The organism is Tabrizicola sp. (genome assembly GCF_022842145.1).
In the GTDB taxonomy this organism is placed as follows: domain Bacteria; phylum Pseudomonadota; class Alphaproteobacteria; order Rhodobacterales; family Rhodobacteraceae; genus Tabrizicola.
Map to the genome: position 1 here is coordinate 220748 of NZ_JALHQD010000007.1, position 21348 is coordinate 242095.

The 21348-nt window shown below is 66.1% G+C and carries 22 protein-coding genes and 1 tRNA gene; 13 read left to right on the plus strand and 10 right to left on the minus strand.

Features of this window, described 5'->3' with window-relative positions; translation table 11 throughout:
- Positions 1–4 precede the first annotated feature (4 nt).
- The 5 genes from Q0C42_RS16570 (at position 5) to rhaM (ending at position 5071) form a co-directional block, all read left to right on the plus strand.
- Positions 5–1054: a substrate-binding domain-containing protein gene (locus Q0C42_RS16570; protein WP_295078380.1), complete on the plus strand. Its 1050-nt coding sequence runs from the start codon at positions 5–7 to the stop codon at positions 1052–1054.
- Between the two features lie 67 nt (positions 1055–1121).
- Positions 1122–2633 carry a sugar ABC transporter ATP-binding protein gene (locus tag Q0C42_RS16575; protein ID WP_295078383.1) on the plus strand — a complete coding sequence of 504 codons (1512 nt, stop codon included), beginning with the start codon at positions 1122–1124 and terminating at the stop codon, positions 2631–2633.
- A gap of 163 nt (positions 2634–2796) precedes the next feature.
- Entirely contained in the window at positions 2797–3804 is a 1008-nt protein-coding gene (locus Q0C42_RS16580; protein ID WP_295078386.1) for an ABC transporter permease, read from the plus strand.
- Positions 3801–4757 (plus strand): ABC transporter permease, encoded by a 957-nt coding sequence (locus tag Q0C42_RS16585; protein WP_295078389.1) that lies wholly within the window; start codon positions 3801–3803, stop codon positions 4755–4757. Before Q0C42_RS16580 ends, Q0C42_RS16585 begins: the two co-directional genes overlap by 4 nt.
- A complete protein-coding gene (rhaM, locus tag Q0C42_RS16590; RefSeq protein ID WP_295078392.1) occupies positions 4757–5071 on the plus strand; it encodes an L-rhamnose mutarotase in 315 nt (104 codons plus the stop codon). The genes Q0C42_RS16585 and rhaM overlap by 1 nt, the downstream gene beginning before the upstream one ends.
- Before the next feature lie 71 nt (positions 5072–5142).
- On the opposite strand, the gene Q0C42_RS16595 is transcribed toward rhaM, so the two are convergent.
- Positions 5143–6495, minus strand: coding sequence for an FGGY family carbohydrate kinase (locus Q0C42_RS16595; protein ID WP_295078395.1), 1353 nt, complete (start codon positions 6493–6495; stop codon positions 5143–5145).
- A gap of 243 nt (positions 6496–6738) precedes the next feature.
- Here Q0C42_RS16595 and Q0C42_RS16600 point away from each other — a divergent pair, with 243 nt between their 5' ends.
- Positions 6739–6975, plus strand: coding sequence for a hypothetical protein (locus Q0C42_RS16600; RefSeq protein WP_295078397.1), 237 nt, complete (start codon positions 6739–6741; stop codon positions 6973–6975).
- A 115-nt stretch (positions 6976–7090) separates the two neighbouring features.
- Here the strand turns inward: Q0C42_RS16600 and Q0C42_RS16605 are convergent.
- Positions 7091–7166, minus strand: a tRNA-Arg gene (locus Q0C42_RS16605).
- 249 nt (positions 7167–7415) lie between these two features.
- On the opposite strand from Q0C42_RS16605, the gene Q0C42_RS16610 reads away from it, so the two are divergent.
- The gene (locus Q0C42_RS16610; RefSeq protein WP_295078400.1) at positions 7416–8429 is read left to right on the plus strand and encodes a LacI family DNA-binding transcriptional regulator; all 1014 of its coding nucleotides are present in this window, start codon (positions 7416–7418) and stop codon (positions 8427–8429) included.
- 15 nt (positions 8430–8444) lie between these two features.
- Here Q0C42_RS16610 and Q0C42_RS16615 read toward each other — a convergent pair whose 3' ends face one another.
- The 4 genes from Q0C42_RS16615 to Q0C42_RS16630 form a co-directional block, all read right to left on the minus strand.
- Entirely contained in the window at positions 8445–9263 is an 819-nt protein-coding gene (locus tag Q0C42_RS16615; RefSeq protein WP_295078403.1) for a TylF/MycF/NovP-related O-methyltransferase, read from the minus strand.
- A gap of 185 nt (positions 9264–9448) precedes the next feature.
- Entirely contained in the window at positions 9449–9868 is a 420-nt protein-coding gene (locus Q0C42_RS16620; RefSeq protein ID WP_295078406.1) for an NUDIX hydrolase, read from the minus strand.
- Positions 9869–9881: 13 nt separating this feature from the next.
- Positions 9882–10163 carry a hypothetical protein gene (locus Q0C42_RS16625; RefSeq protein WP_295078409.1) on the minus strand — a complete coding sequence of 94 codons (282 nt, stop codon included), beginning with the start codon at positions 10161–10163 and terminating at the stop codon, positions 9882–9884.
- A gap of 1 nt (position 10164) precedes the next feature.
- Entirely contained in the window at positions 10165–11046 is an 882-nt protein-coding gene (locus tag Q0C42_RS16630) for an SPFH domain-containing protein (protein WP_295078412.1), read from the minus strand.
- A 160-nt stretch (positions 11047–11206) separates the two neighbouring features.
- Here Q0C42_RS16630 and Q0C42_RS16635 point away from each other — a divergent pair, with 160 nt between their 5' ends.
- Genes Q0C42_RS16635 through lpxK form a run of 3 tightly spaced genes read left to right on the plus strand, consistent with a single transcriptional unit; the run spans position 11207 to position 13640 of the window.
- Positions 11207–11452, plus strand: coding sequence for a DUF4170 domain-containing protein (locus Q0C42_RS16635; RefSeq protein ID WP_295078415.1), 246 nt, complete (start codon positions 11207–11209; stop codon positions 11450–11452).
- A 5-nt stretch (positions 11453–11457) separates the two neighbouring features.
- Positions 11458–12651 carry a glycosyltransferase N-terminal domain-containing protein gene (locus Q0C42_RS16640; RefSeq protein WP_295078418.1) on the plus strand — a complete coding sequence of 398 codons (1194 nt, stop codon included), beginning with the start codon at positions 11458–11460 and terminating at the stop codon, positions 12649–12651.
- Positions 12651–13640, plus strand: coding sequence for a tetraacyldisaccharide 4'-kinase (gene lpxK / locus Q0C42_RS16645; protein WP_295078530.1), 990 nt, complete (start codon positions 12651–12653; stop codon positions 13638–13640). The genes Q0C42_RS16640 and lpxK overlap by 1 nt, the downstream gene beginning before the upstream one ends.
- 41 nt (positions 13641–13681) lie before the next feature.
- Here lpxK and Q0C42_RS16650 read toward each other — a convergent pair whose 3' ends face one another.
- The 3 genes from Q0C42_RS16650 to Q0C42_RS16660 all read right to left on the minus strand — a co-directional run bounded on the left by Q0C42_RS16650 (position 13682) and on the right by Q0C42_RS16660 (position 15997).
- On the minus strand, positions 13682–14815 hold the full coding sequence (locus tag Q0C42_RS16650) for a CaiB/BaiF CoA-transferase family protein (RefSeq protein WP_295078421.1): 1134 nt from the start codon (positions 14813–14815) through the stop codon (positions 13682–13684).
- Positions 14815–15387: a DsbA family protein gene (locus tag Q0C42_RS16655; protein ID WP_295078533.1), complete on the minus strand. Its 573-nt coding sequence runs from the start codon at positions 15385–15387 to the stop codon at positions 14815–14817. Before Q0C42_RS16655 ends, Q0C42_RS16650 begins: the two co-directional genes overlap by 1 nt.
- 85 nt (positions 15388–15472) lie before the next feature.
- Positions 15473–15997 carry a DUF721 domain-containing protein gene (locus tag Q0C42_RS16660; RefSeq protein ID WP_295078424.1) on the minus strand — a complete coding sequence of 175 codons (525 nt, stop codon included), beginning with the start codon at positions 15995–15997 and terminating at the stop codon, positions 15473–15475.
- A 762-nt stretch (positions 15998–16759) separates the two neighbouring features.
- On the opposite strand from Q0C42_RS16660, the gene mutY reads away from it, so the two are divergent.
- Genes mutY through Q0C42_RS16675 form a run of 3 tightly spaced genes read left to right on the plus strand, consistent with a single transcriptional unit; the run spans position 16760 to position 19675 of the window.
- Positions 16760–17866 carry an A/G-specific adenine glycosylase gene (gene mutY, locus Q0C42_RS16665; protein ID WP_295078425.1) on the plus strand — a complete coding sequence of 369 codons (1107 nt, stop codon included), beginning with the start codon at positions 16760–16762 and terminating at the stop codon, positions 17864–17866.
- Between the two features lie 28 nt (positions 17867–17894).
- Entirely contained in the window at positions 17895–19016 is a 1122-nt protein-coding gene (locus Q0C42_RS16670) for an alkane 1-monooxygenase (RefSeq protein ID WP_295078428.1), read from the plus strand.
- A gap of 47 nt (positions 19017–19063) precedes the next feature.
- Positions 19064–19675, plus strand: a complete 612-nt coding sequence (locus Q0C42_RS16675; RefSeq protein ID WP_295078431.1) for a glutathione S-transferase family protein — start codon at positions 19064–19066, stop codon at positions 19673–19675.
- A 56-nt stretch (positions 19676–19731) separates the two neighbouring features.
- Here Q0C42_RS16675 and Q0C42_RS16680 read toward each other — a convergent pair whose 3' ends face one another.
- The gene (locus Q0C42_RS16680) at positions 19732–21276 is read right to left on the minus strand and encodes an acetolactate synthase large subunit (RefSeq protein WP_295078434.1); all 1545 of its coding nucleotides are present in this window, start codon (positions 21274–21276) and stop codon (positions 19732–19734) included.
- Positions 21277–21348 lie beyond the last annotated feature (72 nt).

The window sequence follows — 21348 nt, forward strand, 5'->3', positions numbered from 1 at the left end:
ACCAATGATGATGAAACTTTCCGGCCTTGCCCTCGCGGCAGGTCTTGCGGCCAGCCTGATGGGCTCGACCGCGTTCGCCGAAGCCGTCACCGCGACGCCAGGACAAGAGGTCAACGCCGTCCTCTTGCCGAAATTCCTCGGCATCCTGCCCTTCGACCAGGCCAACCGTGGCGCCCAGGAAGCCGCAGCCGAGCTTGGCTCGACCGGCAAACTGGAATTCATCGGCCCGACCCCGGAAAACTCGGCCGCTGGCCAGGTCGAGATGCTGACCACCGCGACCACGCAGAAGCAGCACGTCGTGATGCTCTCGAACAACGCCGGTGACCAGATCGCCCCCGCCGCCGAAGCCGCCGCCGCCGCGGGCACCAAGGTCGTGACCTGGGACAGCCCGATCCCGAACGGCGCGGGTGAGTCGTTCTTCGTCGCCCAGGTCGACTTCGGCTCCATCGGCGTCGTGATGGCCGACATGGCCTTCGACCTTGCCGGTGGCGCGGGCGAAGTCGCGATCCTCTCGGCATCCCCCGACGCCTCGAACCAGAACGCCTGGATCGAAGCGATGAAGGGCACGATGGCTTCGGACGCCAAGTACAAGGACCTGAAGCTGGTCGACGTCGTCTACGGCAATGACCAGTCCGAGGAATCCTACAACAAGGCTCTCGGCCTCGTCGACAAGTACCCCGACCTCAAGGTCATCATGGCCCCCACCACCGTCGGCATCGTCGCCGCCGCCAAGGCCATGCAGGACGAGGGCCTTTGCGAGAAGGTCAAGGTCTCCGGCCTCGGCCTGCCCGCAGAAATGGTCAGCTACTCCCTCAACGGCTGCGCCCCGGCCTTCGCGCTGTGGAGCTTCGTCGACCTTGGCTACCTTACCTACCAAGCATCCTACGCTCTCGCCACCGGCGCCATCAAAGGCGAAGTTGGTGAAGAGTTCGCCGCCGGCCGGATGGGCACCTTCAAGATCGAGGAAGACCCGGGCCGCGCCGGTGCCAAGCGTATCCTGATGGGGCCGTTCACGGTCTACACCAAGGACAACGTCGAAGCCGCCGCCAACTAAGGCAGCCTTTGCTCCCTGGGGGTCGCCACGCGCGGCCCCCTTCCCCTTCTTTGCATCGGAACGCCCCATGACCCAGCCGGTCCTGGAACTCAAAGGCCTGTCCAAGTCCTTCGCGGCCACCCAGGCGCTGAAGGACATGAGCCTTGCCGTCATGCCCGGCGAAGTTCACGCCATCGTCGGCGAAAACGGCGCGGGCAAGTCGACCCTCATCAAGATGATGACCGGCGTTCACCAGCCCGATACCGGCACCATCTTGGTCGACGGTCAGTCCGTCACCCTGAAATCCACCGAAGCCGCGCAAGACGCCGGCATCGCCGCGATCTACCAGGAGCCGATGGTGTTCCCCGACCTCAACGTCGCCGAAAACATCTTCATCTCGAACCGCTCCAAGGGCCGCATCATGCGCTGGTCCGAGATCTATGCCGAATCCGACGCGCTGATCGCGCCTTTGGGCGTGAAACTGGACGTCCGCCGCGCCGCCTCGGGCCTCACGCTCGCCGAACAGCAGACCGTGGAAATCGCCCGCGCGCTGTCCTTGAAGGTCAAGGTCCTGATCATGGACGAACCGACCGCCAGCCTTTCGGCGCACGAAGTCGCCCGTCTCCTCGACATCGCCCGCGCGCTCAAGGCCCAGGGCGTCGCCGTCATCTACATCTCCCACCGCCTGGACGAGATCTTCCGCATCGCCGACCGGGTCACCGTGATCCGCGACGGCCAGCACATCTCAACCAAGCCCATCGCCGAAGTGACTGAAGACGGTCTGGTGAAAGACATGGTCGGCCGCGCCCTCGAAAGCTTCGCCGTCAAGACAGCGGCCAATCCGCATGGCGAGACCCTCCTTTCGGTCAAAAACCTCACCTGCGCAGGCGTCTTCCAGAACATCAGCTTCGACCTGCACAAGGGCGAGGTCCTCTGCTTCGCAGGCCTTGTCGGCGCGCGCCGGACCGATGTCGCCCTCACCCTCTTCGGCATCGCCCCCGCGACCGAGGGGACAATCACCCTCGCAGGCCAACCGGTCCGCATCACGACCCCGCAGCAGGCAATGGACCTCGGGATCGCCTATGTCTCCGAAGACCGCCGCAAGCTCGGCCTCGCCATGCCGCTCTCCATCTTTGCCAACATCTCGCTGGCGAGCCTGAAAAAACTCCTGAAGCCCTTCGGTCTCATCGACCGGCAGGCGGAATCCGCAATGGCCGAAACCTACCGCAAGCGCCTCGCCATCCGCTCCCCCGACACCAGGGTCGAGGTCGGCAAGCTCTCCGGCGGCAATCAGCAGAAGGTGATGCTGGCCAAGTGGCTGGAGACGAAACCCCGCGTCCTCATCTTCGACGAACCGACCCGCGGCATCGACGTCGGTGCCAAGGCCGAGGTCCACGCCATCATCCGCCAGCTGGCCTCCGAAGGCGTCGCCATCCTCGTCATCTCCTCCGACCTGCCCGAAGTTCTCGCCCTCGCCGACCGCGTCCTCGTCATGCGCGAGGGTCGCCAGGCCGGCATCCTCCCCATCGAGGACGCCACCCAGGAACGCGTCATCGCCATGGCCGCCGGCCAAGCCAACGCCGAAAGACCCGCCGCATGACCGCGTGCCACCCCTACACCCATTCATCTGTCCCCAAATATCCCCGCCGGAGGCAAAGGCCCGAGCCGGTTGCGCGCCCTTCGCGCGCAGAGGCGAGACAAAAGCAATGCGCGTCAGCGCTCCATTCACCCACCGCCCCAACCCGCGCCACGACGAGGCACACATGACCGGCCTCCTCTCCCGCGCCTCGCCGCAGACCCTGCGTCTCCTCGCCTTGGCCTTGGCCCTCCTCGCCACGATCCTGTTCTTCGCCACCCAGATCGAGGGCTACCTCTCCCCCCGCATGTTCAACCGGATCAGCACCTCCGCCGCCGTGGTGCTGCCCTTGGCCGTCGGTCAGGCCATCGTCATCATGACCCGCAACATCGACCTCTCGGTCGGCTCGATCATGGGGGTCGTCGCCTATATGGCCGGGCAAAGCCTCAGTGCGATGCCCGAGATGCACCCCGTGCTGGCGGTCCTTCTCTGCATGGCCATCGGCGCCGGCTTCGGCGCGCTGAACGGCATCATCATCGCCTTCGGCCGCGTGCCCTCGATCATCGTGACCCTGGGCACCCTGGCGCTGTTCCGCAGTTTCCTCGTCGAATGGTCCGACGCCAAGACCATCACCACCGCCAGTCTGCCGCAATGGCTGGTGGACCTCCCCTCCGCCAACGCCTTCTCCATCGGCGACCTCGACGTCCGCGTGACCGTCGTCCTCGCCCTCGCCGCCTGCCTCGTCACCGGCCTCGCCCTCACCTTCTACCGCCCCGCCCGCCGCTTCTACGCCGTCGGCTCCAACCCCGATGCCGCTGTCATGGCCGGGATCAACGCCCGCCGCGTGGTCCTGTCAGCCTTCATCCTCAGCGGAGCTTTCGCCGGCCTCTCCGGTTTCCTCTTCCTCGCCAAGTTCGGCAACATCACCGTCGTCGCAGGCCTGGGGTTCGAACTGAAAGCCATCGCCGCCGTCGTGGTCGGAGGCGTCTCCATCATGGGCGGCACCGGGTCGATGATCGGCGTCCTGATGGGCGCGCTTCTGGTCGACACCATCGACAACTCCCTCACCCGCTGGGCCGTCGTCTCGGAATTCTGGCGTGACGCCCTGCTCGGGGGCCTCATCATGGCCGCCGTGACCCTCGACACGCTGGCCAGCCGCCAACTCACCCGACTTCGCAAGGGGGGCCAACCATGACCAAGTTCCTCACCCCCTGGGAAACCGGCCTTCTCGCCGTCTTCCTCGCCACGCTCGCCCTCAACGCCAGCTTCGCGCCCGAATTCCTGACGATCCAGAACCAGATCAACCTCTTCCAGCTGTCGATCGAGAAGATCATCGTCGCCCTGATCATGACCCTCGTCATCATCAACGCCGAGATCGACCTCTCCGTCGCCTCGATCATGGGCCTCTCCGCCGCCCTTTTCGGCTACCTCGTCAACGTCGGCACACCGGGGGGTCTCGCCATCCTGATCTGCCTCGCCGCCGGCCTTGTCGCCGGAATGGTCAACGCCGTCCTCATCGCCCGCGTCGGCATCCCGTCCCTCGTCGTCACCCTTGCCATGCTGATCGGTTTCCGCGGCCTCGCCCGGGTCCTCGTCCAGGACAATTCGCTCGGTGACTTCCCGCAATGGTTCACCGACCTCGGCCAGAAGGGCATCCTCGGCCCGATCACCCTGGCCATCCTCCTGTTTTTCATCCTGCTGATCCTCCTCGGCATGACCCTCCACCGCTCGTCCTTCGGGCGGCAGGTCATCGTGATCGGCACCAATGCCGAGGTTGCCCGCTTCTCCGGCCTCAACGTCGCCCGCGTCAAAACCATCCTCTTCCTGCTCTCCGCCCTCGTTTCCGCCCTCTGCGGCCTCCTCTACGCCGCCCGCCTCGGCTCGGTCCGCGGCGACACCGCCTTCGGCTTCGAGCTTGACATCATCACGATGGTCCTTCTGGGAGGCGTGAGCATCTTCGGCGGCAAGGGCAGCATGGTGGGCGTGCTCCTCTCGATCCTCATCATCCTGAATCTCAGGAACGGCATGGGCCTGATGAACATCACCGGCCACATGCAGACCGGCGTGATCGGCATTCTTCTGATCGCCTCCGTCCTCCTCCCCAACCTCCTCAACGACTTCAAATCCCGCCGCAGAAAGGAAGCGTAATGCAGCGCCACGCCTTCAAGATGCGCCTCAATCCCGGGATGGAGGCCGAATACACCCGCCGCCATGACGAGATCTGGCCCGATCTCGTGGACCTCCTGCACCAAGCGGGAATCTCGAACTACTCGATCCACCTGGACCACGAGACGAACACCCTCTTCGGCTACCTCGAACGCCGCGACGACCACGGGATGGACGACCTGCCCAACCACCCGGTGATGAAACGCTGGTGGGCCTACATGGGCGACATCATGGCCACGAACCCCGACGGCTCCCCCGTCGCGATCCCGCTAGCCGAGACCTTCCATCTCCCCTGACCGCTCCTCGTTCGACTTCGTCTCCTCCTCGCTGACGCCCCGCGACGAGTGACGAAGTCATCGAGGAGCCGTCACCAGTGCGCGACAGCCTCCCGCCACGCGCCGACATAGCAGGTCCAGACCGCATCCCGCTCCGGCAGGACCTCCACCGCCGCAGGCCCCTTCGCCTGCAACGGCCCCGCCAGCAGCGCCGCGCCCAACCCCGTCCCGGCCCCTTGGCCCGAGCCGCGCACGACCCGCCCCGTCGCCGTCGCCAGCATCCGCAGGAACGCGAGGTTCCCCCCAAACGCCCCCTCCACGATCACCGGCCCCTCCGCCCCGGCCAGATCAAGACACTCCGCCCCCATCATAGCTGCATAGAACGAGGCCGCCGCCATCCGCGCGCCGCCTTCCGGCTCGCCACCAATCCAGCCGAACCGCTTGCCCGGAAACGGCCCCGTGTCCGGATGCAAGGACGGCATCGCCATCACCCGCCCCTCCAGCACCGCGCGCAAATCCTCTGGCGAGGGCTCCACGATCCGCCCCCCCATGATTTCGTCCATCTCGCGCCCGCCCATGAACCGCGCCGTCGGCACCGGCTGGCCCAGGGCGTTGACGTTCACCAGCACATCGCGGCTTGCGTCCAACTCCACCGGACGCCCGCCCAGGGCCATCACGATCATCCAGGTCCCCGTCGACAGCACCCCGCAGGGCGCCTCTGCCAGATGCGGCACCAGCGAGGCGTTGGAATCATGGATCCCGCACAGGACCGGCGTCCCCACCGCCAACCCCGTCGCCTCGGCAACCTCAGGCAGCACCGGCCCCAGCACATCGGCCGCCTTGCGGACCGGAGGAAACAACCCCTCCCAGCCCATCCGGCCGACCAGGGACGAAAACCGTCCCGCCCACGGGTTCCACAGATCCGTATGGCAGCCCAGCGACGTCGCCTCGCTCGCAGCCACGCCGGACAACCGGAACGACCAATACTGCGCCAGCATCAGCACATGGCGGACCCGCGCGAACTCCGCCGGATGCGCCCGCGACAGCCAGAACACCTGTGCGCCCACGTTCAGTCCAACCGGCAAACGCGGGGACCCCGTCTCGGCAAACCCCGGCCGAACCGCGCCATACTCGGCGGCAAGCGTATCGGGCCCGTCATGCTCATAATCCAGCATCGGCAGCGCCAGCGCGCCCGCCTCGTCCACCAGAACGCAAGCCGCGCCATGCGTGGTGATCGACACAGCGTCAACTCCCCGCGCTGCCGCCAGCTTCAGCCCAGCCAGCGCAAAGCCCCACAGCGCGTCCAGGTCATGATGCGGATAAAGCCCACCGCGCACCACCGCGTTGGGCGTCCGCGCCAGCACCTCCTCGGCGCCCGTGGCAAGGTCCACGACCAAGACCTTGGCGTTGGTCTTGCCAATATCCAGCACCGCAATCCGCCGCATGCCAAAGCCCCCCTGCGATACCGCAAGAAACAGCCTATCCGACTGATTCTAGGGAAGGAAGCGCAAGGTTCGATCCCGGACAGACCGCACCGTGCCCGGCTTCTCCATCACCTGTGCCTGGAAAGCACAGTGCCGATTATTCTGTCGCAGCCGGGATCGTCTGCCGGTCGCCCGTTGTTTCCACAACGGCTCTCGCGCTCCCCCAGGACCGCAGAAGACGCTATCAACCAAAGGAACAACAACATGAAACTGCTTGCACTCGCCCTGGCCGTCTTCACTGCCATTCCGGCGCACGCCGGGGGACCGGTGATTATCGAAGAACCACCAGAACTTGGCCGACCCGCGGTTATCTTCTCGCCAGGCGAGAAAATTGCGCTCGGCGCCGGGCTCCTACTTGTCGGAGCGCTGCTTCTTGGGGGTGGAGGTTCAGACAACTGCTCGTGCAACACTCTGGGTGAAGCGGGGCAGTGCACCTGCTGAGAACGCTCTGGTGTCCAGCCCCGGCGTGGGCTGGCATCCGCAACGGCACCGCCAGAAATTCCGTTCGCACTGGCTGGCCGCAGCTCTTCCAGCTGGCCGTCCTGACATCAGATGATGGTGACCCCGGATGGATTCGAACCATCGACCTGCCGCTTAGGAGGCGGCCGCTCTATCCCCTGAGCTACGGGGCCCCGTGTCTGGACCTGCTTCGTCATGCGACGAAACGCGCGGCAATTCAACCTTTGGAAATGAAAAGGGGAGGCAAGTTTTGGCCCACTACCCCCCCTTTGGTCCGTCGTGTCCAGTTTGAGAGCTTGCAGGACACGCCAGATATGGCCAGCACAAGGTGGCTGTTAGCGGTAACAATAGCAGACGAAACCGCCTTGGACAAGCCTTCTCTTTGGCGGTAACAAGGGGTACCGCATGAACGGAAGAGCGCCTTGACCAAGCCCACCCCCGACCCGCGCCACACCCTGACCCTCCGCGACGTGTCCGAGGCCTCAGGCGTTTCCGAAATGACGGTCAGCCGGGTCCTGCGCAACCGCGGCGATGTCTCGGCCCCGACGCGGGAAAAGGTGCTGGAGGCCGCCCGCGCCCTTGGCTACGTCCCGAACAAGATCGCCGGTGCACTCGCCTCGCAGCGCGTGAACCTGGTCGGCGTGGTGATCCCGTCGCTGTCGAACATGGTCTTCCCCGAAGTGATGACCGGCATTTCCGAAGTGCTGGACGGCACCGGCCTGCAACCCGTCGTCGGCGTCACCAATTACCTGCCCGACCGCGAGGAATCGGTCATCTACGAGATGCTGTCCTGGCGTCCCTCGGGGATGATCATCGCCGGGCTTGAGCACTCCACCGCCGCCCGCGCCATGCTGGGCCGCGCCGGTATTCCCATCGTCGAGATCATGGACATCGATGGCGACCCCATCAACCACGCCGTCGGCATTTCTCACCGCCGCGCCGGCCGCCAGATGGCCGAGGCGATCATCGCCGCCGGCTACCGCAAGATCGCCTTCCTTGGCACCCAGATGCCGAACGACTTCCGCGCCAAGAAGCGGCTGGAAGGCTTCGAAGAGGCGCTGGCCAAGGCGGGCCTGACGTTGGTGGACCGCGAATACTACTCCGGCGGCTCCGCCCTTCTGAAAGGTCGCGAGATGACCGCCGCCGTCCTCAACCGCACGCCCGACGTCGATTTCCTCTACTATTCCAACGACATGATCGGGGCAGGGGGCCTTCTTTACTGTCTCGCCCAAGGCATCGACGTCCCCGGCCGCATTGGTCTTGCCGGATTCAACGGTGTGGAACTGCTGGACGGGCTCCCCCGGAAACTCGCCACGATGGACGCCTGCCGTCTGGAAATCGGAAAACGCGCGGCCGAGATCATCGCGGGCAAGGCGTCCCAGGGCGAGAAGGTGGAACTCTTCCCGACGTTGCAGCGGGGCGATACGATCAGGTAAGCCGCGGCCCGGCCTTCAAGCGAGGCTGGCGCCTGCCGGCTTGATCCAGTAACGAACATCCGCCGTTACATAGTTCAGGAATGGCTGCTCAGGCTGCATTGCAAGAAACTCGTCGACGGCCTTCCGACAGCCTTCATAGGTTCCATAGTCGTCAACGATGACAAACCCACCCGGAACCACGGCATCATAAAGATGGTCCAGACAAAGCTTGGTTGACGCGTACCAATCGCCGTCCAGCCGTAAAATGGCAATCGGGCCGATGGTGACAATTGGAACGGTATCTTCGAACCAGCCCTTGTGAATGCGAGTAAAGTCAGTGCCGTAACCAAGCTCTTCGGCCACGAATTTCTGCACGGCCTCTGCATCGCCGGGACCGCCTATATGGTCGTAAACACCTGATAATGGTTGCATCTTTCCCGAAAGGCTTGCCCGACTGCGCCCGGCAAACTGCTCGACTTCAGTCAAAGCACGCTCACCATCAACGGCGGGGTCCGGCTCGCAGATATCATCAAAGATGTCGAACAGGTGAATCGGACGACGGTCCGCACCATAGGCCATGTTCGCCAGCGCCATCAGCCCGCCAACACCACCCTTCCAGACACCACATTCGACATAGGCACCCGGGAGGCCCTTCAATTCGCAATGTCGAATCTGCGCCCAAAGTGAAAGAAGCGAGGCGTGCGCCACCATTGTCCGCGACCTAACCCGCGGGATCGCAAGCAGCGCGTCGGCCTCGCCGTCATAGCCCAGCCGCTCGTTCGGAATGGCAGTTGCCGTACTTTCACTGCGGCCAAAAAGCTTGCCGACTTTGCGCAATTCCCGCCTGACACCCATTTCGCCCCACCTGTCTCTCCGTCGGTGCAACCAAGCCGACGTCGAGCAAAAACGCCTTCACCCAACTCATCTGACATTTGCAGTTGAGTTGGTAAACCAGATTTCTGCCAGACGCAGTATGGGCCTCTTCCGTTCCACGTGGCGTTGGCCGTTGACCACTGGCCCAAGCCACAGCATAGGGGGCGCTACAGCGGACCGATCTCGCCCCACACGATCCCGGCCCGCCGCTGCATCTCGGGAACCCCCAGAGGATGCTCAAGGAACCCCTCGACCGGCATCAGCTCCCAGCCCTGCCCCTCGTCCCCGAAGCGGACCGAGGCGACCTCATCGACGGACAGCCAGCCCCCGAAGAACACCGCCTCACGCCCCTCGTCCACCATCGACGGAAACACCCCCCGCCAGACCAGCCGGTCCGCGGGCAGCGTCAGCCCGAACTCCTCCCACAGCTCGCGCAGCAGGCAGTCCTCGGGGCTTTCCAGACCCTCCCGACCGCCGCCGGGCAGGTCCCAGAGACCGGGCCAGCGCAGGCCCGGTTTCTCATCCCTCAGGTAGACCAGCACCGAGGCCCCGCAAAACAGCGCCGCCTTGGCCCCGGTGAAGTCCACCCTCAGGACCCGGTCAGGGCTTGTCGTTGATATCGCGGTCCCAGATCTTCACCTGGCCCTCGCGCACGCCCACCACCCGGCGCAGCACCAGCCAGGCGACCACCGAGACGACCGCGAAAATCAGGACCAGCGCGGGCAGCCCGGCCGGAAGGCCAAACCCGACCAGCGCGCCGGTGACGATCGCCCCGACGGCGAAGCCCAGGAAGATGTAGCCGGGCGCCAGGATCTCCAGCACACCCAGGGCAAAGCCCAGGACCACCCAGGCCCACCAGGTCCCGACAAGCGACGTCAGCATCTCAACCCCGTCCTTTCAGCATCTTGAAGGCATCCCCGAACGCCTCCAGCGCGCTGGCCGGGATCAGGATCGTCTGCTTGCCCTGGCCGACAGCGATGGCTTCCATCGCTTCGACCTGCTTCAGCGCCACCTGGAACTGCGCTGCCTCCAGCCCGTTTTCCTTGATCGCACCGGCGATGACGCCGGTCGCATAGGCCTCGGCGTCGGCGGTCACGCGGCGGGCCTTGGCGGCCTGTTCGGCGGCGTAAAGATCGGCGTCGGCACCCAGCTCGACTGACCGCTTCTTGCCCTCGGCCTCCATCACCTGCGCACGCCGCGCCCGCTCGGCGTTCAGCTGCTGCAGCATGGCAGCGCGGGTCTGTTCGTCCAGGTTGACGTCCAGGATTTCGGCCCGGGTCACCTCGACCCCCCAATCATCGACCATCGCCGTAACCTGCTCGCGCACCCGCTCGATCAGCTGGGCGCGGTTGGACTGGACCTGGTCAAGCTCCAGCTTGCCGATCTCGGACCGGACGATGCCGGCCACGGTGGTCGCGATGGCGCCATCCACGTCCCGGATCCGGTAGACGGTCTTTTCTGGTTCCGTCACGCGGTAGAAGACCGAGGTTTCGACCTTCACCAACACGTTGTCGGCGGTGATCGCATCCTGGCTGGCGGTGGGGAGCTGGCGTTCCAGCACGGAAACCTTGTGGGCGATCCGGTCCAGGAACGGGACCAGGAAGTTGATCCCCGGCCCAAGCACCGACCGCAGCCGACCAAAGCGTTCCACCACGTGCTTTTCCGACTGGGGAACGATGCGGACCCCCAGGAAAATCGAGATGATGATGAATAGAGCGATAAAGATATAGACCAGCGGCCAGCCGATAAGGTCTTGGATGTCCACGAAAAACCCCCTCTTTACAATGGTGGCGCGTCCCACGCCCGAACGCAATGTTGCCCTTCATGCTGCGCAACGCAAGACCCCCGCCGCGAAACGGCCCGCATCTTCCCCCCGGCGGGCGAAGCGGATAGGGTCCGCGCGATCTCATGACACGGAGCCTGCCATGACCCAGCGCCTGCATCTCGTCTTCGGTGGCGAGCTGGTGGACCCCCAGACCAACGTCTTCCGCGACGTCGGCCAGATCCATATCGTCGGGATGTTTCCCAACTACGAAAGCGCGTTTTCGGCCTGGAAGGCCGAGGCGCAGCGCACGGTGGACAACGCCCACATGCGCTATTTCATCGCCCATATCCACCGCTTGCGCGACGAGGCCAAACCCGGCTCGGCAACCGAGGAGCTGGGCGACTGAAAGCCATGCCATCATCGCTGGGCCTGACGCTCTACAATCTCGGCCAGCGGCGCGAGCAGGCGGAAGGCTCGGCGCGTCCTCCGCGTCCGGCGGGGCGTCTTGTCTGGCTGCATGCCCCGGATGCCGAGGCTGTCAGTCCCATGCAGGCGCTGGCGCGCAGGCTGGTCGAAGAGGACGGCGTTCCCGTCCTCCTGACCGCGCCGGGACAGATCACGGCGCATCCTGCCGTGCTGGTGCAGCCGCCCCCCAACGACAGCCCAGCCGAGGCGCGCAGTTTCCTCGACCATTGGCGCCCCGAGATCGCCATCTTCGCCGGTGGCCAGCTGCGGCCCGCCGTGATGCACGAAGCGGCCGAACGGAAGATCCCGATGCTTGTGGTCAACGGCAGGGCTCCGGCTTTCCTGCGCGAACGGGACGGCTGGTATCCGGGCCTGATGCGTTCGGCACTGGCGCGGTTCCGCGGGATCATGGCCGTCGACGAAAGCGCCGCGCGCGCCTTCCGCAAGGGCGGCGCTGCGCTGTCCGCCGTGGCGGTCACCGGACGGATGGAGGAGGACGGCGTCGTTCTGCCCGCGACCGAGGCCGAGCGGTCGGCGCTGGCAAAGCTGCTTGCGGCCCGGCCGGTCTGGTTTGCCGCCGGCGTGACCCATGAGGAAGAGGCGGCAGTCCTGCAGGCGCACCGGATGGCCCTGCAACATTCGCACCGCCTGCTTTTAATCCTGATGCCTGAAGATCCGACCCGCGCGGCACCCCTGGCGTCGGCGCTGGAAGCCGACGACTGGGCCTTGGCACAGCGTGCACTCGAAGAAGAGCCCGAGCCGGACATCGAGGTCTTCGTCGTCGACAACCCGGCAGAATATGGGCTCTGGTATCGGCTTGCCCCGGTCTGTTTCCTGGGTGGCAGCCTTATGGGCAAAGGCCCGACCCGCAATCCGATGGAGGCCGCGGCGCTGGGGTCAGCGATCCTGCATGGTCCGCGCACCGGCCTGTCAGGGCCGATCTTCGGTCGCCTTGGTGCTGCGCGGGCGACGCGGGCGGTGGCCTCCGCCACGGGCCTTGGCGAGGCGCTTGGTGATCTCCTTGCGCCGGACCGCGCCGCGCGGCTGGCCCAGGCCGCCTGGGCCGTTGCCAGCGACGGGGCCGAGGTGACCGAACTGGTGCTTACCCGCGTTCGCGCCATCATGGACGGGGACGAATGATGCGCGCCCCCGGCTTCTGGTGGCGCGCGCCAGATCACCCGGGGCTGCTGCCGCGCCTCCTTGCCCCCCTGGGCTGGCTTTACGCCGCAGGCACCGCCCGCCGCTTGCGCCAGCCGGGCCTTGAGCCACAGGTCCCGGTGATCTGCGTCGGCAACCTGACCGCCGGGGGCGCGGGAAAGACCCCCACCGTCATCGCCCTCATCGAACGCCTCACCGCCAGGGGCCACAGGGTCCACGTGGTCAGCCGGGGATACGGCGGGTCGGTGGAAGGCCCCGTGCGGGTCGAGGAAGCACGCCACACCGCCGCCGAGGTTGGCGACGAGCCGCTGCTCCTCTCGGCCTTCGCCCCGGTCTGGGTCGCCCGCGACCGCGCTGCCGCAGTGCAGGCCGCCGAAGCTGCCGGAGCCCAGGTGATCCTGATGGACGACGGCTATCAGAACCCGGCCGTGCAACCCTCGCTGTCTCTGGTCGTCGTTGACGCAGCAAAGGGCTTCGGCAACGGACGCTGCATCCCCGCCGGCCCCCTGCGCGAGCCGGTGGCAACCGGCCTCGCCCGCGCCGACCTTGTCCTGACCATCGGCGCGGCCGCCGCACAGGCGCAGTTCGACACCACCTGGGGCCGCACCGTCCAGGTCCCTCGCCTGACGGGCGCGCTCCTGCCGCTGAAGATGGGCATGGATTGGAAGGGGGAGCGCCTCCTCGCCTTCGCCGGGATCGCCGACCCCTCCCGCTTCTTCGCCACCCTAAAAGCCGAGGGGGCCGAACTGATCCGCGGCGAGGCGCTGGCCGATCACGAGATGCTGTCCGAAACCCTCCTCCGCCGCCTGGAGGCCGAGGCTGCGGCCGCAGGGGCGCAGCTTGTCACCACGGAAAAGGACGCCGCCCGCCTGCCCCCGCAGTGGCGGCCGAAGGTCCTGACCCTGGTGGTCCGCCTGAAGATCGACGACTGGACCGCGCTGGATACCCGGCTCGACCGGCTGGGCCTGTAGCCCGCCACAAAGGCTGGCCCGTTTCAACACTCCGGTGCGTCCTACCGCTTCCCCAGCACGTCGTCCTGATGCTGTCCCAGTCTTGGCGCCGGCCGGTCCAGCGCCAGTTCCGCCCCCGAGAATGTCATCGGGCTGCGGACGCCCTTCATCCCCTCCGGCGCAATCTGCATCCCCCGCGCCACGACCTGAGGGTCGGCGAAAACCTCCGCCAGATCGTTGATCGGCCCCGCCGGAACGCCCTCCGCCTCGCAAGCCGCCAACAGGTCCGCCTTGGCCCAGGTCCGCGTCGCCGCTGTCAGAAGCTCCGTCATCTCTACCCGGTTGGCGATCCGGTCGGCGTTGGTCAGGAAGCGCGGGTCCGTCGCCATCGCCTCCAGCCCCAGCAACCGGCACAGCCGCTGGTACTGCCCGTCATTCCCGGTCGCCAGGATCAGCCAGCCATCCGCACAATCGAACACCGCATAAGGTGCAAGGTTCGGATGCGCGTTGCCCATGAGGCCCGGAGCCTTCCCGGACACCAGATAGTTCATCGCCTGGTTCGCCATCACGCTAGTCGCCACGTCCAGAAGCGCCATGTCGATCTGCTGGCCCTCGCCCGTCCGCCCGCGCTGCACCAGCGCCGCCAGGATCGCGGTGGCCGCATAGACGCCGGTGAAGATGTCCGTCACAGCGACGCCCACCTTCTGCGGTTGGCCCTCAGGTGCGCCCGTCACCGACATCAACCCCGACATCCCCTGGATGATGAAGTCATAGCCTGCCCGGTGCGCGTAAGGCCCGTCCTGCCCGAAACCGGTGATGCTGCAATAGATCAGCTTCGGGTTCACCTTCCGCAGGCTCTCCCAATCCAGCCCGTATTTTGCCAGCCCGCCGACCTTGAAGTTCTCGATCACCACGTCCGCATCGGCCACCAGCCGACGCACAACCTCCTGCCCTTCTGCCGTCCGGAAATCGCAGATGATCGACCGCTTGCCCCGGTTCGCGGCGTGGAAATAGGCGGCGGTCTTCTCGCCCCCCGCCTCGATGAACGGAGGCCCCCAGCGCCGGGTGTCATCCCCCTCGGGTGCCTCGACCTTGATCACGTCGGCACCAAGGTCAGCCAAGGTCTGCCCCGCCCAGGGACCAGCAAGGATCCGCGCCAGCTCGATGACGCGGACCCCCTCCAGCGGTGTCGTCATTACTTCGCCAGTTCCGCGTCGAGGATCGCCTTCAGGTCCTCGTAAGCCATGTTGCCATGCTTCGAGCCGTTGATGAACAGGGTCGGAGTCCCCTCGACCCCGTCGGCCTCGAAGTTGGTCTGGAACTGCTTGATCAGCGCCTCGGCATTGGCGGTGTCGTTCAGGCAGGCGTCCATCGCCGCATCCTCAAGGCCCGCCGCGCGGCCGATGGTCTTCAGCTTCTCGACGACCTGCATCGGGTCCTCGGACGCGGCCCAGTCCTTCTGCTGCGCGAACAGCATGTCGTGGATGCCGAAATACTTCATGTCGCCGCCGCAGCGCGCGATCAGCGCGGCCCAAAGGCCGTAGCGGTCGAAGTAGACCTCGCGCAGGGTGAAGTGCACCTTGCCGGTGTCGATGTATTCCGTCTTCAGCTGCGGATAGACGGTCTCGTGGAACGTCGCGCAATGCGGGCAGGTGAAGCTGGCATATTCCACCATCTTCACCTTGGCATCGGGCGAACCCACCGAGAAATCCTTCACGGCGGTCTCGGCAGTGGCCGTCGTGGCTTCTTGCGCCAGTGCCGGGGTCATCGCCGCGGTGGCGGCAGCGGCAAGGGCAATCATCGCCCGGCGGTTGAGTTTCATCATGGGTCGGCGTCCTTTTTCAGCCCGGATATCAAGATCGGGGGCGAGTTAAGATGTTTTGCGCCAGCTGTTCAAGCGCGCTGCGCAAACTTGGGTCAGCCACGCCGTCTGCAGCAGCCTGCGCCTTGGCAGTCGTGGCGGGATCGGGGACCTTCGCGGCCTTGGGGGCCGGGGTGAACTCGGCCTGGCCCTCGGCAAAGCCGGTGGCCGCGGTCTGGGTCAGGTGGATATGGCTGATCGCGGCGTAACCGTAGACGGCGTTCACGCGCTCCTTCAGCACCGGCAGCGCCATCTGCACCATCGGAGCCTCCGACGACTTGACCAGCAGCGTCAGCGTGGCACCCATGCCGCCCTTGCCGTAGCCGATCTTCACCGGCCGGGTCTTGCGCGCCATCTCCTCGCCCGCAACCTCGGCCCAATGCGTCAAAAGCCGCGCCACGGCGAACCCGCGCGATTCACCTGCAGTGCGAACCGCGTCCTTCATCAGCCCGAAGGCGGGCTCGAACCCCCGCATCCGGTGGTCGGCACTGGGTGATGAAATCGGTTTACGGCTCATCCTGCGGGGCGCGGCTCCTGTTCGCCGCATTCTACTGCACGGTGCCGTTCCCGCCAGTGGCATCGACGGCTTGCAGAATAAAGAATGCGTTATGGAAATCGGGGTTTTCCGAAACATTCTGACACGGAAGCATCCATACGCCCCGGTTTTCGATCGCAGGGTGGGCGAAACCGCCCACCCTACCTTGCCGCACAATCCCAATCGTCGCCCGTGCTGTCGAGCACCGCTGGGCATCGGTGTCATTTGCTAACCGTGTTGCAGGCCTCCCGCCTGGCTGCTTGGGCCTCGTCGCACCTTGCGACGCGTTGAGACTGCTTCGCAAATCCGGAACCGCTGGAATCTTGTTCCTCAACCAAACGGACTTGCCGCCCACCGCATTTTCCTAACTGTCGCGCACAAGGCGTGCGTGCCGCTCAAGGCCAGTCTCGGGGGCGAACTCCAACCCCGCCCGTACTTGGGAACCGCCCTCAGCCAGCGGTCCGTGTCGGCGCTGGCCAAGCTGCAAGCTGCACGGGAAGCCGGTTGCGAAACACGGCAAGCCGATTGCGAAGCACGGGCAGCCGGTCAAGAAAACGGCATCCCGGCGAACCGCGTTTGTTGCAGCAACCGGGACCTGCATCGTCGCGGCTACCTTGGTCAGGATCGCGGCCGACAAACCCCACGGTCCCACCGGCCTCGCATCGCGCCGGCCTGCCGCGCGCCCTCTACCGGTCCGGCCCATGCCCTCTGGCCGCCCGCGCTCCTTCCGCTATGTTCGCTGCGATGGACAGCGCCGACTCCCTCTCCGCCCAACTCCTCGGCTGGTACGACCGCCACGCCCGGGCGATGCCCTGGCGGGTCTCGCCCGAGGATCGTGCCCAAGGCATCCGCCCTGACCCCTACCGCGTCTGGCTGTCCGAGGTGATGCTCCAGCAGACCACCGTTGCGGCCGTGAAGGATTACTTCAACCGTTTCACCGCCCGCTGGCCCACCGTCGCGGCACTGGCCGCCGCCCCGGATGCCGAGGTGATGGGCGAATGGGCCGGCCTTGGCTACTACGCCCGGGCGCGGAACCTGCTGAAATGCGCCCGCGCTGTCGTGGCCGACCACGGCGGCGTCTTCCCCACGACCCGCGAGGGTCTCCTGACCCTGCCGGGTATCGGCCCCTACACCGCCTCCGCCATCGCGGCCATCGCCTACGACGAGCCCGCCACCGTGGTCGACGGCAACGTCGAGCGTGTCATCTCCCGCCTCTTTCTGGTCGAGACCCCACTGCCCGCCGCCAAACCCGAGCTTACCACCCTCGCCGCCCGCCTGACGCCCGCACAAAGGCCCGGAGACTACGCCCAGGCGATCATGGACCTCGGCGCCACGATCTGCACACCGCGCTCGCCGGCCTGCGGCATATGCCCCTGGTCCCACGCCTGCGCGGCCCGGGCAAAGGGTGTGCAGGCCGACCTCCCCCGCAAGTCGCCGAAACCCGAAAAACCCACCCGCCGCGGCACGCTGTGGCTGGGCCACCGCGACGGAGCCATCCTTTTGGAACGCCGCCCCGACAAGGGCCTTCTGGGCGGCATGCTCGGCATCCCGGGCGATGGCTGGGACGGGCAGGGCGGCCCCGCCCCGGCCGCAGCCGACTGGCAGGACATCGGCGAGGTCCGCCACACCTTCACCCATTTCCACCTGATCCTGACCGTCCGGACCGCCCACCTCGACGGCCCCCCGCACCGAGGCGACCTCATTCCCCGGCATCTCTTTCGCCCCGCCGACCTGCCCACCCTGATGCGCAAGGCCTGGGATCTGGCGCGGCCCGCAATGGACACTCCACCGGATGCGCCTAAACTTGTCGACGAGATTCCTTTGACTCCGGCGCCGGTTCGGGAAAGCTGACGCCCGTGTCCTTGACCCGTTGTCCATCATGTCCGTAAGCCCGCTGCCCGCAGCCCTGCCGTTCTGGCTTTCGCTGGCCCTGCCGCCGCTGGCCGGGGTCGGCATGGTCTACGGCGGCTGGACCATCGCGCTCTTGCCGCTGTCCACCTGGTGGCTGTTCACGATCCTCGATGCGCTGACCGGCCACAACACCGCCAACCCCGATCCCCAAATCCCCGACGCGCAACTGACCGCCTACCGCCTGATCACCCTGGTCTGGCCCCCGGTCCAGTTCGCGCTCCTCCTCCTCATGCTCTGGTACGTCCCCCAGGCCCCCCACCTCGACACCGGCGAGAAGATCGCGCTCTTCTTCGGCATGGGCGTCATCTCCGGCACCATCGGCATCAACTACAGCCATGAACTGATGCACCAGAAATCCCGCCTGGAACGCTGGCTTGCCGATCTCCTTCTCGCCTCGGTCCTTTATTCGCACTTCCGTTCCGAACACCTGCGGGTCCACCACATCCACGTCGGCACCCCGCGCGATCCCGTGACGGCGCGCTACAACGAAGGTTTCCACCGCTACTTTCCGCGCGTCCTGCGGCAGTGCCCGCCCTCCGCCTGGAAGGCCGAGGCTGCGATGCTCGCCCGCAGGGGCCTGCCCTGGTGGCACCGCACCAACCCGTTCTGGCGCTACGCCACCCTGCAATCCGTCTTCCTGGCGCTTGCCCTGGGACTGGGCGGCTGGACCGGCTTTGGCCTCTTCCTGATCCAGGCCGGCACTGCGGTCTGGCAGCTGGAGCTGGTGAACTATATCGAACATTACGGCCTGACCCGGCGCCACCTTGGCAGCGGCAAGTACGAACGTGTCCTGCCGCGCCACAGCTGGAACGCCGACCAGCGGGCGTCAAACTGGCTCCTGATCAACCTCCAGCGCCACTCGGATCACCACTACAAACCCGACCGGCGATTTCCCGTCCTGCAAACCTATCTGCTGGACGAGGCGCCGCAGCTTCCCTTCGGCTATCCCCTGATGACGATGGCGGCGATGGTCCCCCCGCTGTGGAAACGGGTGATGAACCGCCGGGTAAAGGCCTGGCGCCGCAAGCATTACGCCGACATCAAAGACTGGCAGCCCTACAACAAGGCGGCGCACCCGGTCGCGGATTGACAAACATACCATATGGTATGTAGGCTAACCCAGAAGGGGACGCCGCCATGAAGCTTTACTATTCGCAGAACCTGAATCCGCGCGTTGCCGTGGCCGTGGCACGCCACCTCGGATCTCCGGTCGACTACATCGCCGCCGCACCGATGGCGCCCGACCAGCAAGAGGCGTTCCGCCCGATCAACCCCAACACCCGCGTTCCGGTCCTGACCACAAAGGCCCGGAACTACTGGGAAGCCGACGCCATCGCCTGCAAGCTTTCCGCGCTGGCGGGGTCGGATTTCTGGCGCACCGGCGACAGCCATCCCGAAATGATCATGTGGATTTCATGGGCGGCGTACCACCTCAACAGCGCCGGAGGGGTCTATTACTTCTGGAAGCTGATCGCGCCGCAGTTCATGGATTTCCAGCCCGAGCAACCCGTCTTTGACGAGGCGATGCGCGACTGGCGTCAGTTCATGGGCATCCTTGACAGCCAGTTGCAGGGCCGGAAATGGCTGGTCGACGACCGCCTGTCCTATGCCGATTTCCGGGTCGCCACCTGCTTTCCCTTCGCCGCCGCGGCGGGCCTGCCGCTGGCGGACTTCCCGCAGGCCCAACGACTTGCCGACCAGCTCAATCAGCTCGACGCCTGGCGTGACCCCTTCGCCGGCCGGCGCTGACGGTTCCGCCAGGCGCCAAAATTCTTGCTCAAGAATTTTGTCCCGGACGCAGAGGTTCAGCACAGAACTTCGATCAGCCTCGGACCACGTTGTTCCATCGCCTCCCGGAAAGCCGCGTTGAACCCGGCCATATCCACAACGCGCTTCGCCTCTACCCCGTGGCCCTTCGCCAGTGCCACCCAGTCGAGACTTGGCCCTTCCACGTCGAACATCCGCTGTGCGTTGCGACCGACTGCGTTCACCCCCATCGCCGCCAGTTCCTCGCGCAGGATCTGGTAGCCGCGGTTGGCGAAGATCACCGTGGTCACGTCCAGCCCCTCGCGCGCCATCGTCCACAACGATTGCAGCGTGTACATGCCGGACCCGTCACCCTCCAGCACCACGATCTTTCGATCCGGGCAGGCCACCGCCGCACCGACCGCATTGGGCAGACCAAAGCCGATCGACCCACCGGTGATCGTCAGGACGTCGTGTCCCGGCCCCCGCTTCAGCGCCGGGGCAAGGTGGGCCGAGGCAGTGATCCCCTCGTCCACGATCACCGTCTCATCGGGCATCAACGCCGCAATGGACTCCCCGACCTTGGCCATCGTCAGCGGCCCGTCGGCCAGCGCCGGGCGGTCATCCGGGACAAAGTCATCGGGCGCGAGGTCCGCCTCGCCCAAGTCCTCGGCCAGCGCCTGCAAGGTCCAGGCGATATCCATCTCGCGGCTGCACAGCTCGATCAGCCGGGTGTCCGGATCGTCCGGGGTCGAAGGCAACCCCGGATAGGCGAAGAATCCCGCCGGACGCGCCGTGCCACACAGGACCAAAGAGGGTATCCCGGCAAGGATCTTCAAATTGTCTTCAATGCGGTAGGCCATCCTCTCGATCTTCACCGAGCCCGCGCCGCGCCGAAAGCGGCTGACCAGGAACGGCTGCATCAGCCGGGCGCCGCAGGCCTTGGTCAGCCGCTTCGCCAAAAGGCCAAGGTCCGTGTGAAGCGCCGGGCCGTCGATCATCAGCACCGCGCCCGGCTGGCGCAAAGCGCGGGCAGCGGCTGCGACCTCGGCCGCTGACGAACGCAGCAGAGCCGGGGCAGGCGCCGCGACCGCGAAACTCGACGCCTCCTCCCAGGCTGTGTTGGCCGGCAGGATCAGCGTGGCGATCTGCCCGCCCTTGGACCCTGCCGCGTGCACCGCCTCGGCCGCGTCGCTCGCGACCTTCCCGGCCGACGAACAGACCCGCGTCCAGTGCGACACCGCTTGCGCGACGCCCACCGTGTCGCCCTTCAGCGGCGCCTCGAACCGCAGGTGATAATCCGCATGGTCGCCCATGATGTTCAGGACACCCGACTGCGCCTTGCGGGCATTGTGCAGGTTGGCGAAGGCATTGCCGAAGCCTGGGGCAAGATGCAGCAGGGTCGCCGCGACCTCGCCCTTCATCCGGTAATACCCATCCGCGGCGCCGGAAACGCCGCCCTCGAACAGACACAGGATACAGCGCATCTCGGGGTGCTGGTCCAGCGCGTGGACGAAGTGCATCTCCGAGGTGCCGGGGTTCGCAAAGCAGACCTTCACGCCCGAGGCCAGCAGGGTCCGCACCAAAGTCTCTGCGCCGTTCATCGGGTGCCTCCGTATTCGCTTGGCGTCAGAAGACCGGATTCAACTGCATTGCACAACCCGCAAGGGCAAAAT

Coding starts and splice junctions, on each gene's coding strand:
- Q0C42_RS16570 (WP_295078380.1), top strand. CDS start 5: ATGATGATGAAACTTTCCGGCCTTGCCCTCGCGGCAGGTCTTGCGGCC.
- Q0C42_RS16575 (WP_295078383.1), top strand. CDS start 1,122: ATGACCCAGCCGGTCCTGGAACTCAAAGGCCTGTCCAAGTCCTTCGCG.
- Q0C42_RS16580 (WP_295078386.1), top strand. CDS start 2,797: ATGACCGGCCTCCTCTCCCGCGCCTCGCCGCAGACCCTGCGTCTCCTC.
- Q0C42_RS16585 (WP_295078389.1), top strand. CDS start 3,801: ATGACCAAGTTCCTCACCCCCTGGGAAACCGGCCTTCTCGCCGTCTTC.
- rhaM (WP_295078392.1), top strand. CDS start 4,757: ATGCAGCGCCACGCCTTCAAGATGCGCCTCAATCCCGGGATGGAGGCC.
- Q0C42_RS16595 (WP_295078395.1), bottom strand. CDS start 6,495: ATGCGGCGGATTGCGGTGCTGGATATTGGCAAGACCAACGCCAAGGTC.
- Q0C42_RS16600 (WP_295078397.1), top strand. CDS start 6,739: ATGAAACTGCTTGCACTCGCCCTGGCCGTCTTCACTGCCATTCCGGCG.
- Q0C42_RS16615 (WP_295078403.1), bottom strand. CDS start 9,263: ATGGGTGTCAGGCGGGAATTGCGCAAAGTCGGCAAGCTTTTTGGCCGC.
- Q0C42_RS16625 (WP_295078409.1), bottom strand. CDS start 10,163: ATGCTGACGTCGCTTGTCGGGACCTGGTGGGCCTGGGTGGTCCTGGGC.
- Q0C42_RS16635 (WP_295078415.1), top strand. CDS start 11,207: ATGACCCAGCGCCTGCATCTCGTCTTCGGTGGCGAGCTGGTGGACCCC.
- Q0C42_RS16640 (WP_295078418.1), top strand. CDS start 11,458: ATGCCATCATCGCTGGGCCTGACGCTCTACAATCTCGGCCAGCGGCGC.
- lpxK (WP_295078530.1), top strand. CDS start 12,651: ATGCGCGCCCCCGGCTTCTGGTGGCGCGCGCCAGATCACCCGGGGCTG.
- Q0C42_RS16650 (WP_295078421.1), bottom strand. CDS start 14,815: ATGACGACACCGCTGGAGGGGGTCCGCGTCATCGAGCTGGCGCGGATC.
- Q0C42_RS16655 (WP_295078533.1), bottom strand. CDS start 15,387: ATGACCCCGGCACTGGCGCAAGAAGCCACGACGGCCACTGCCGAGACC.
- Q0C42_RS16660 (WP_295078424.1), bottom strand. CDS start 15,997: ATGAGCCGTAAACCGATTTCATCACCCAGTGCCGACCACCGGATGCGG.
- mutY (WP_295078425.1), top strand. CDS start 16,760: ATGGACAGCGCCGACTCCCTCTCCGCCCAACTCCTCGGCTGGTACGAC.
- Q0C42_RS16670 (WP_295078428.1), top strand. CDS start 17,895: ATGTCCGTAAGCCCGCTGCCCGCAGCCCTGCCGTTCTGGCTTTCGCTG.
- Q0C42_RS16675 (WP_295078431.1), top strand. CDS start 19,064: ATGAAGCTTTACTATTCGCAGAACCTGAATCCGCGCGTTGCCGTGGCC.
- Q0C42_RS16680 (WP_295078434.1), bottom strand. CDS start 21,276: ATGAACGGCGCAGAGACTTTGGTGCGGACCCTGCTGGCCTCGGGCGTG.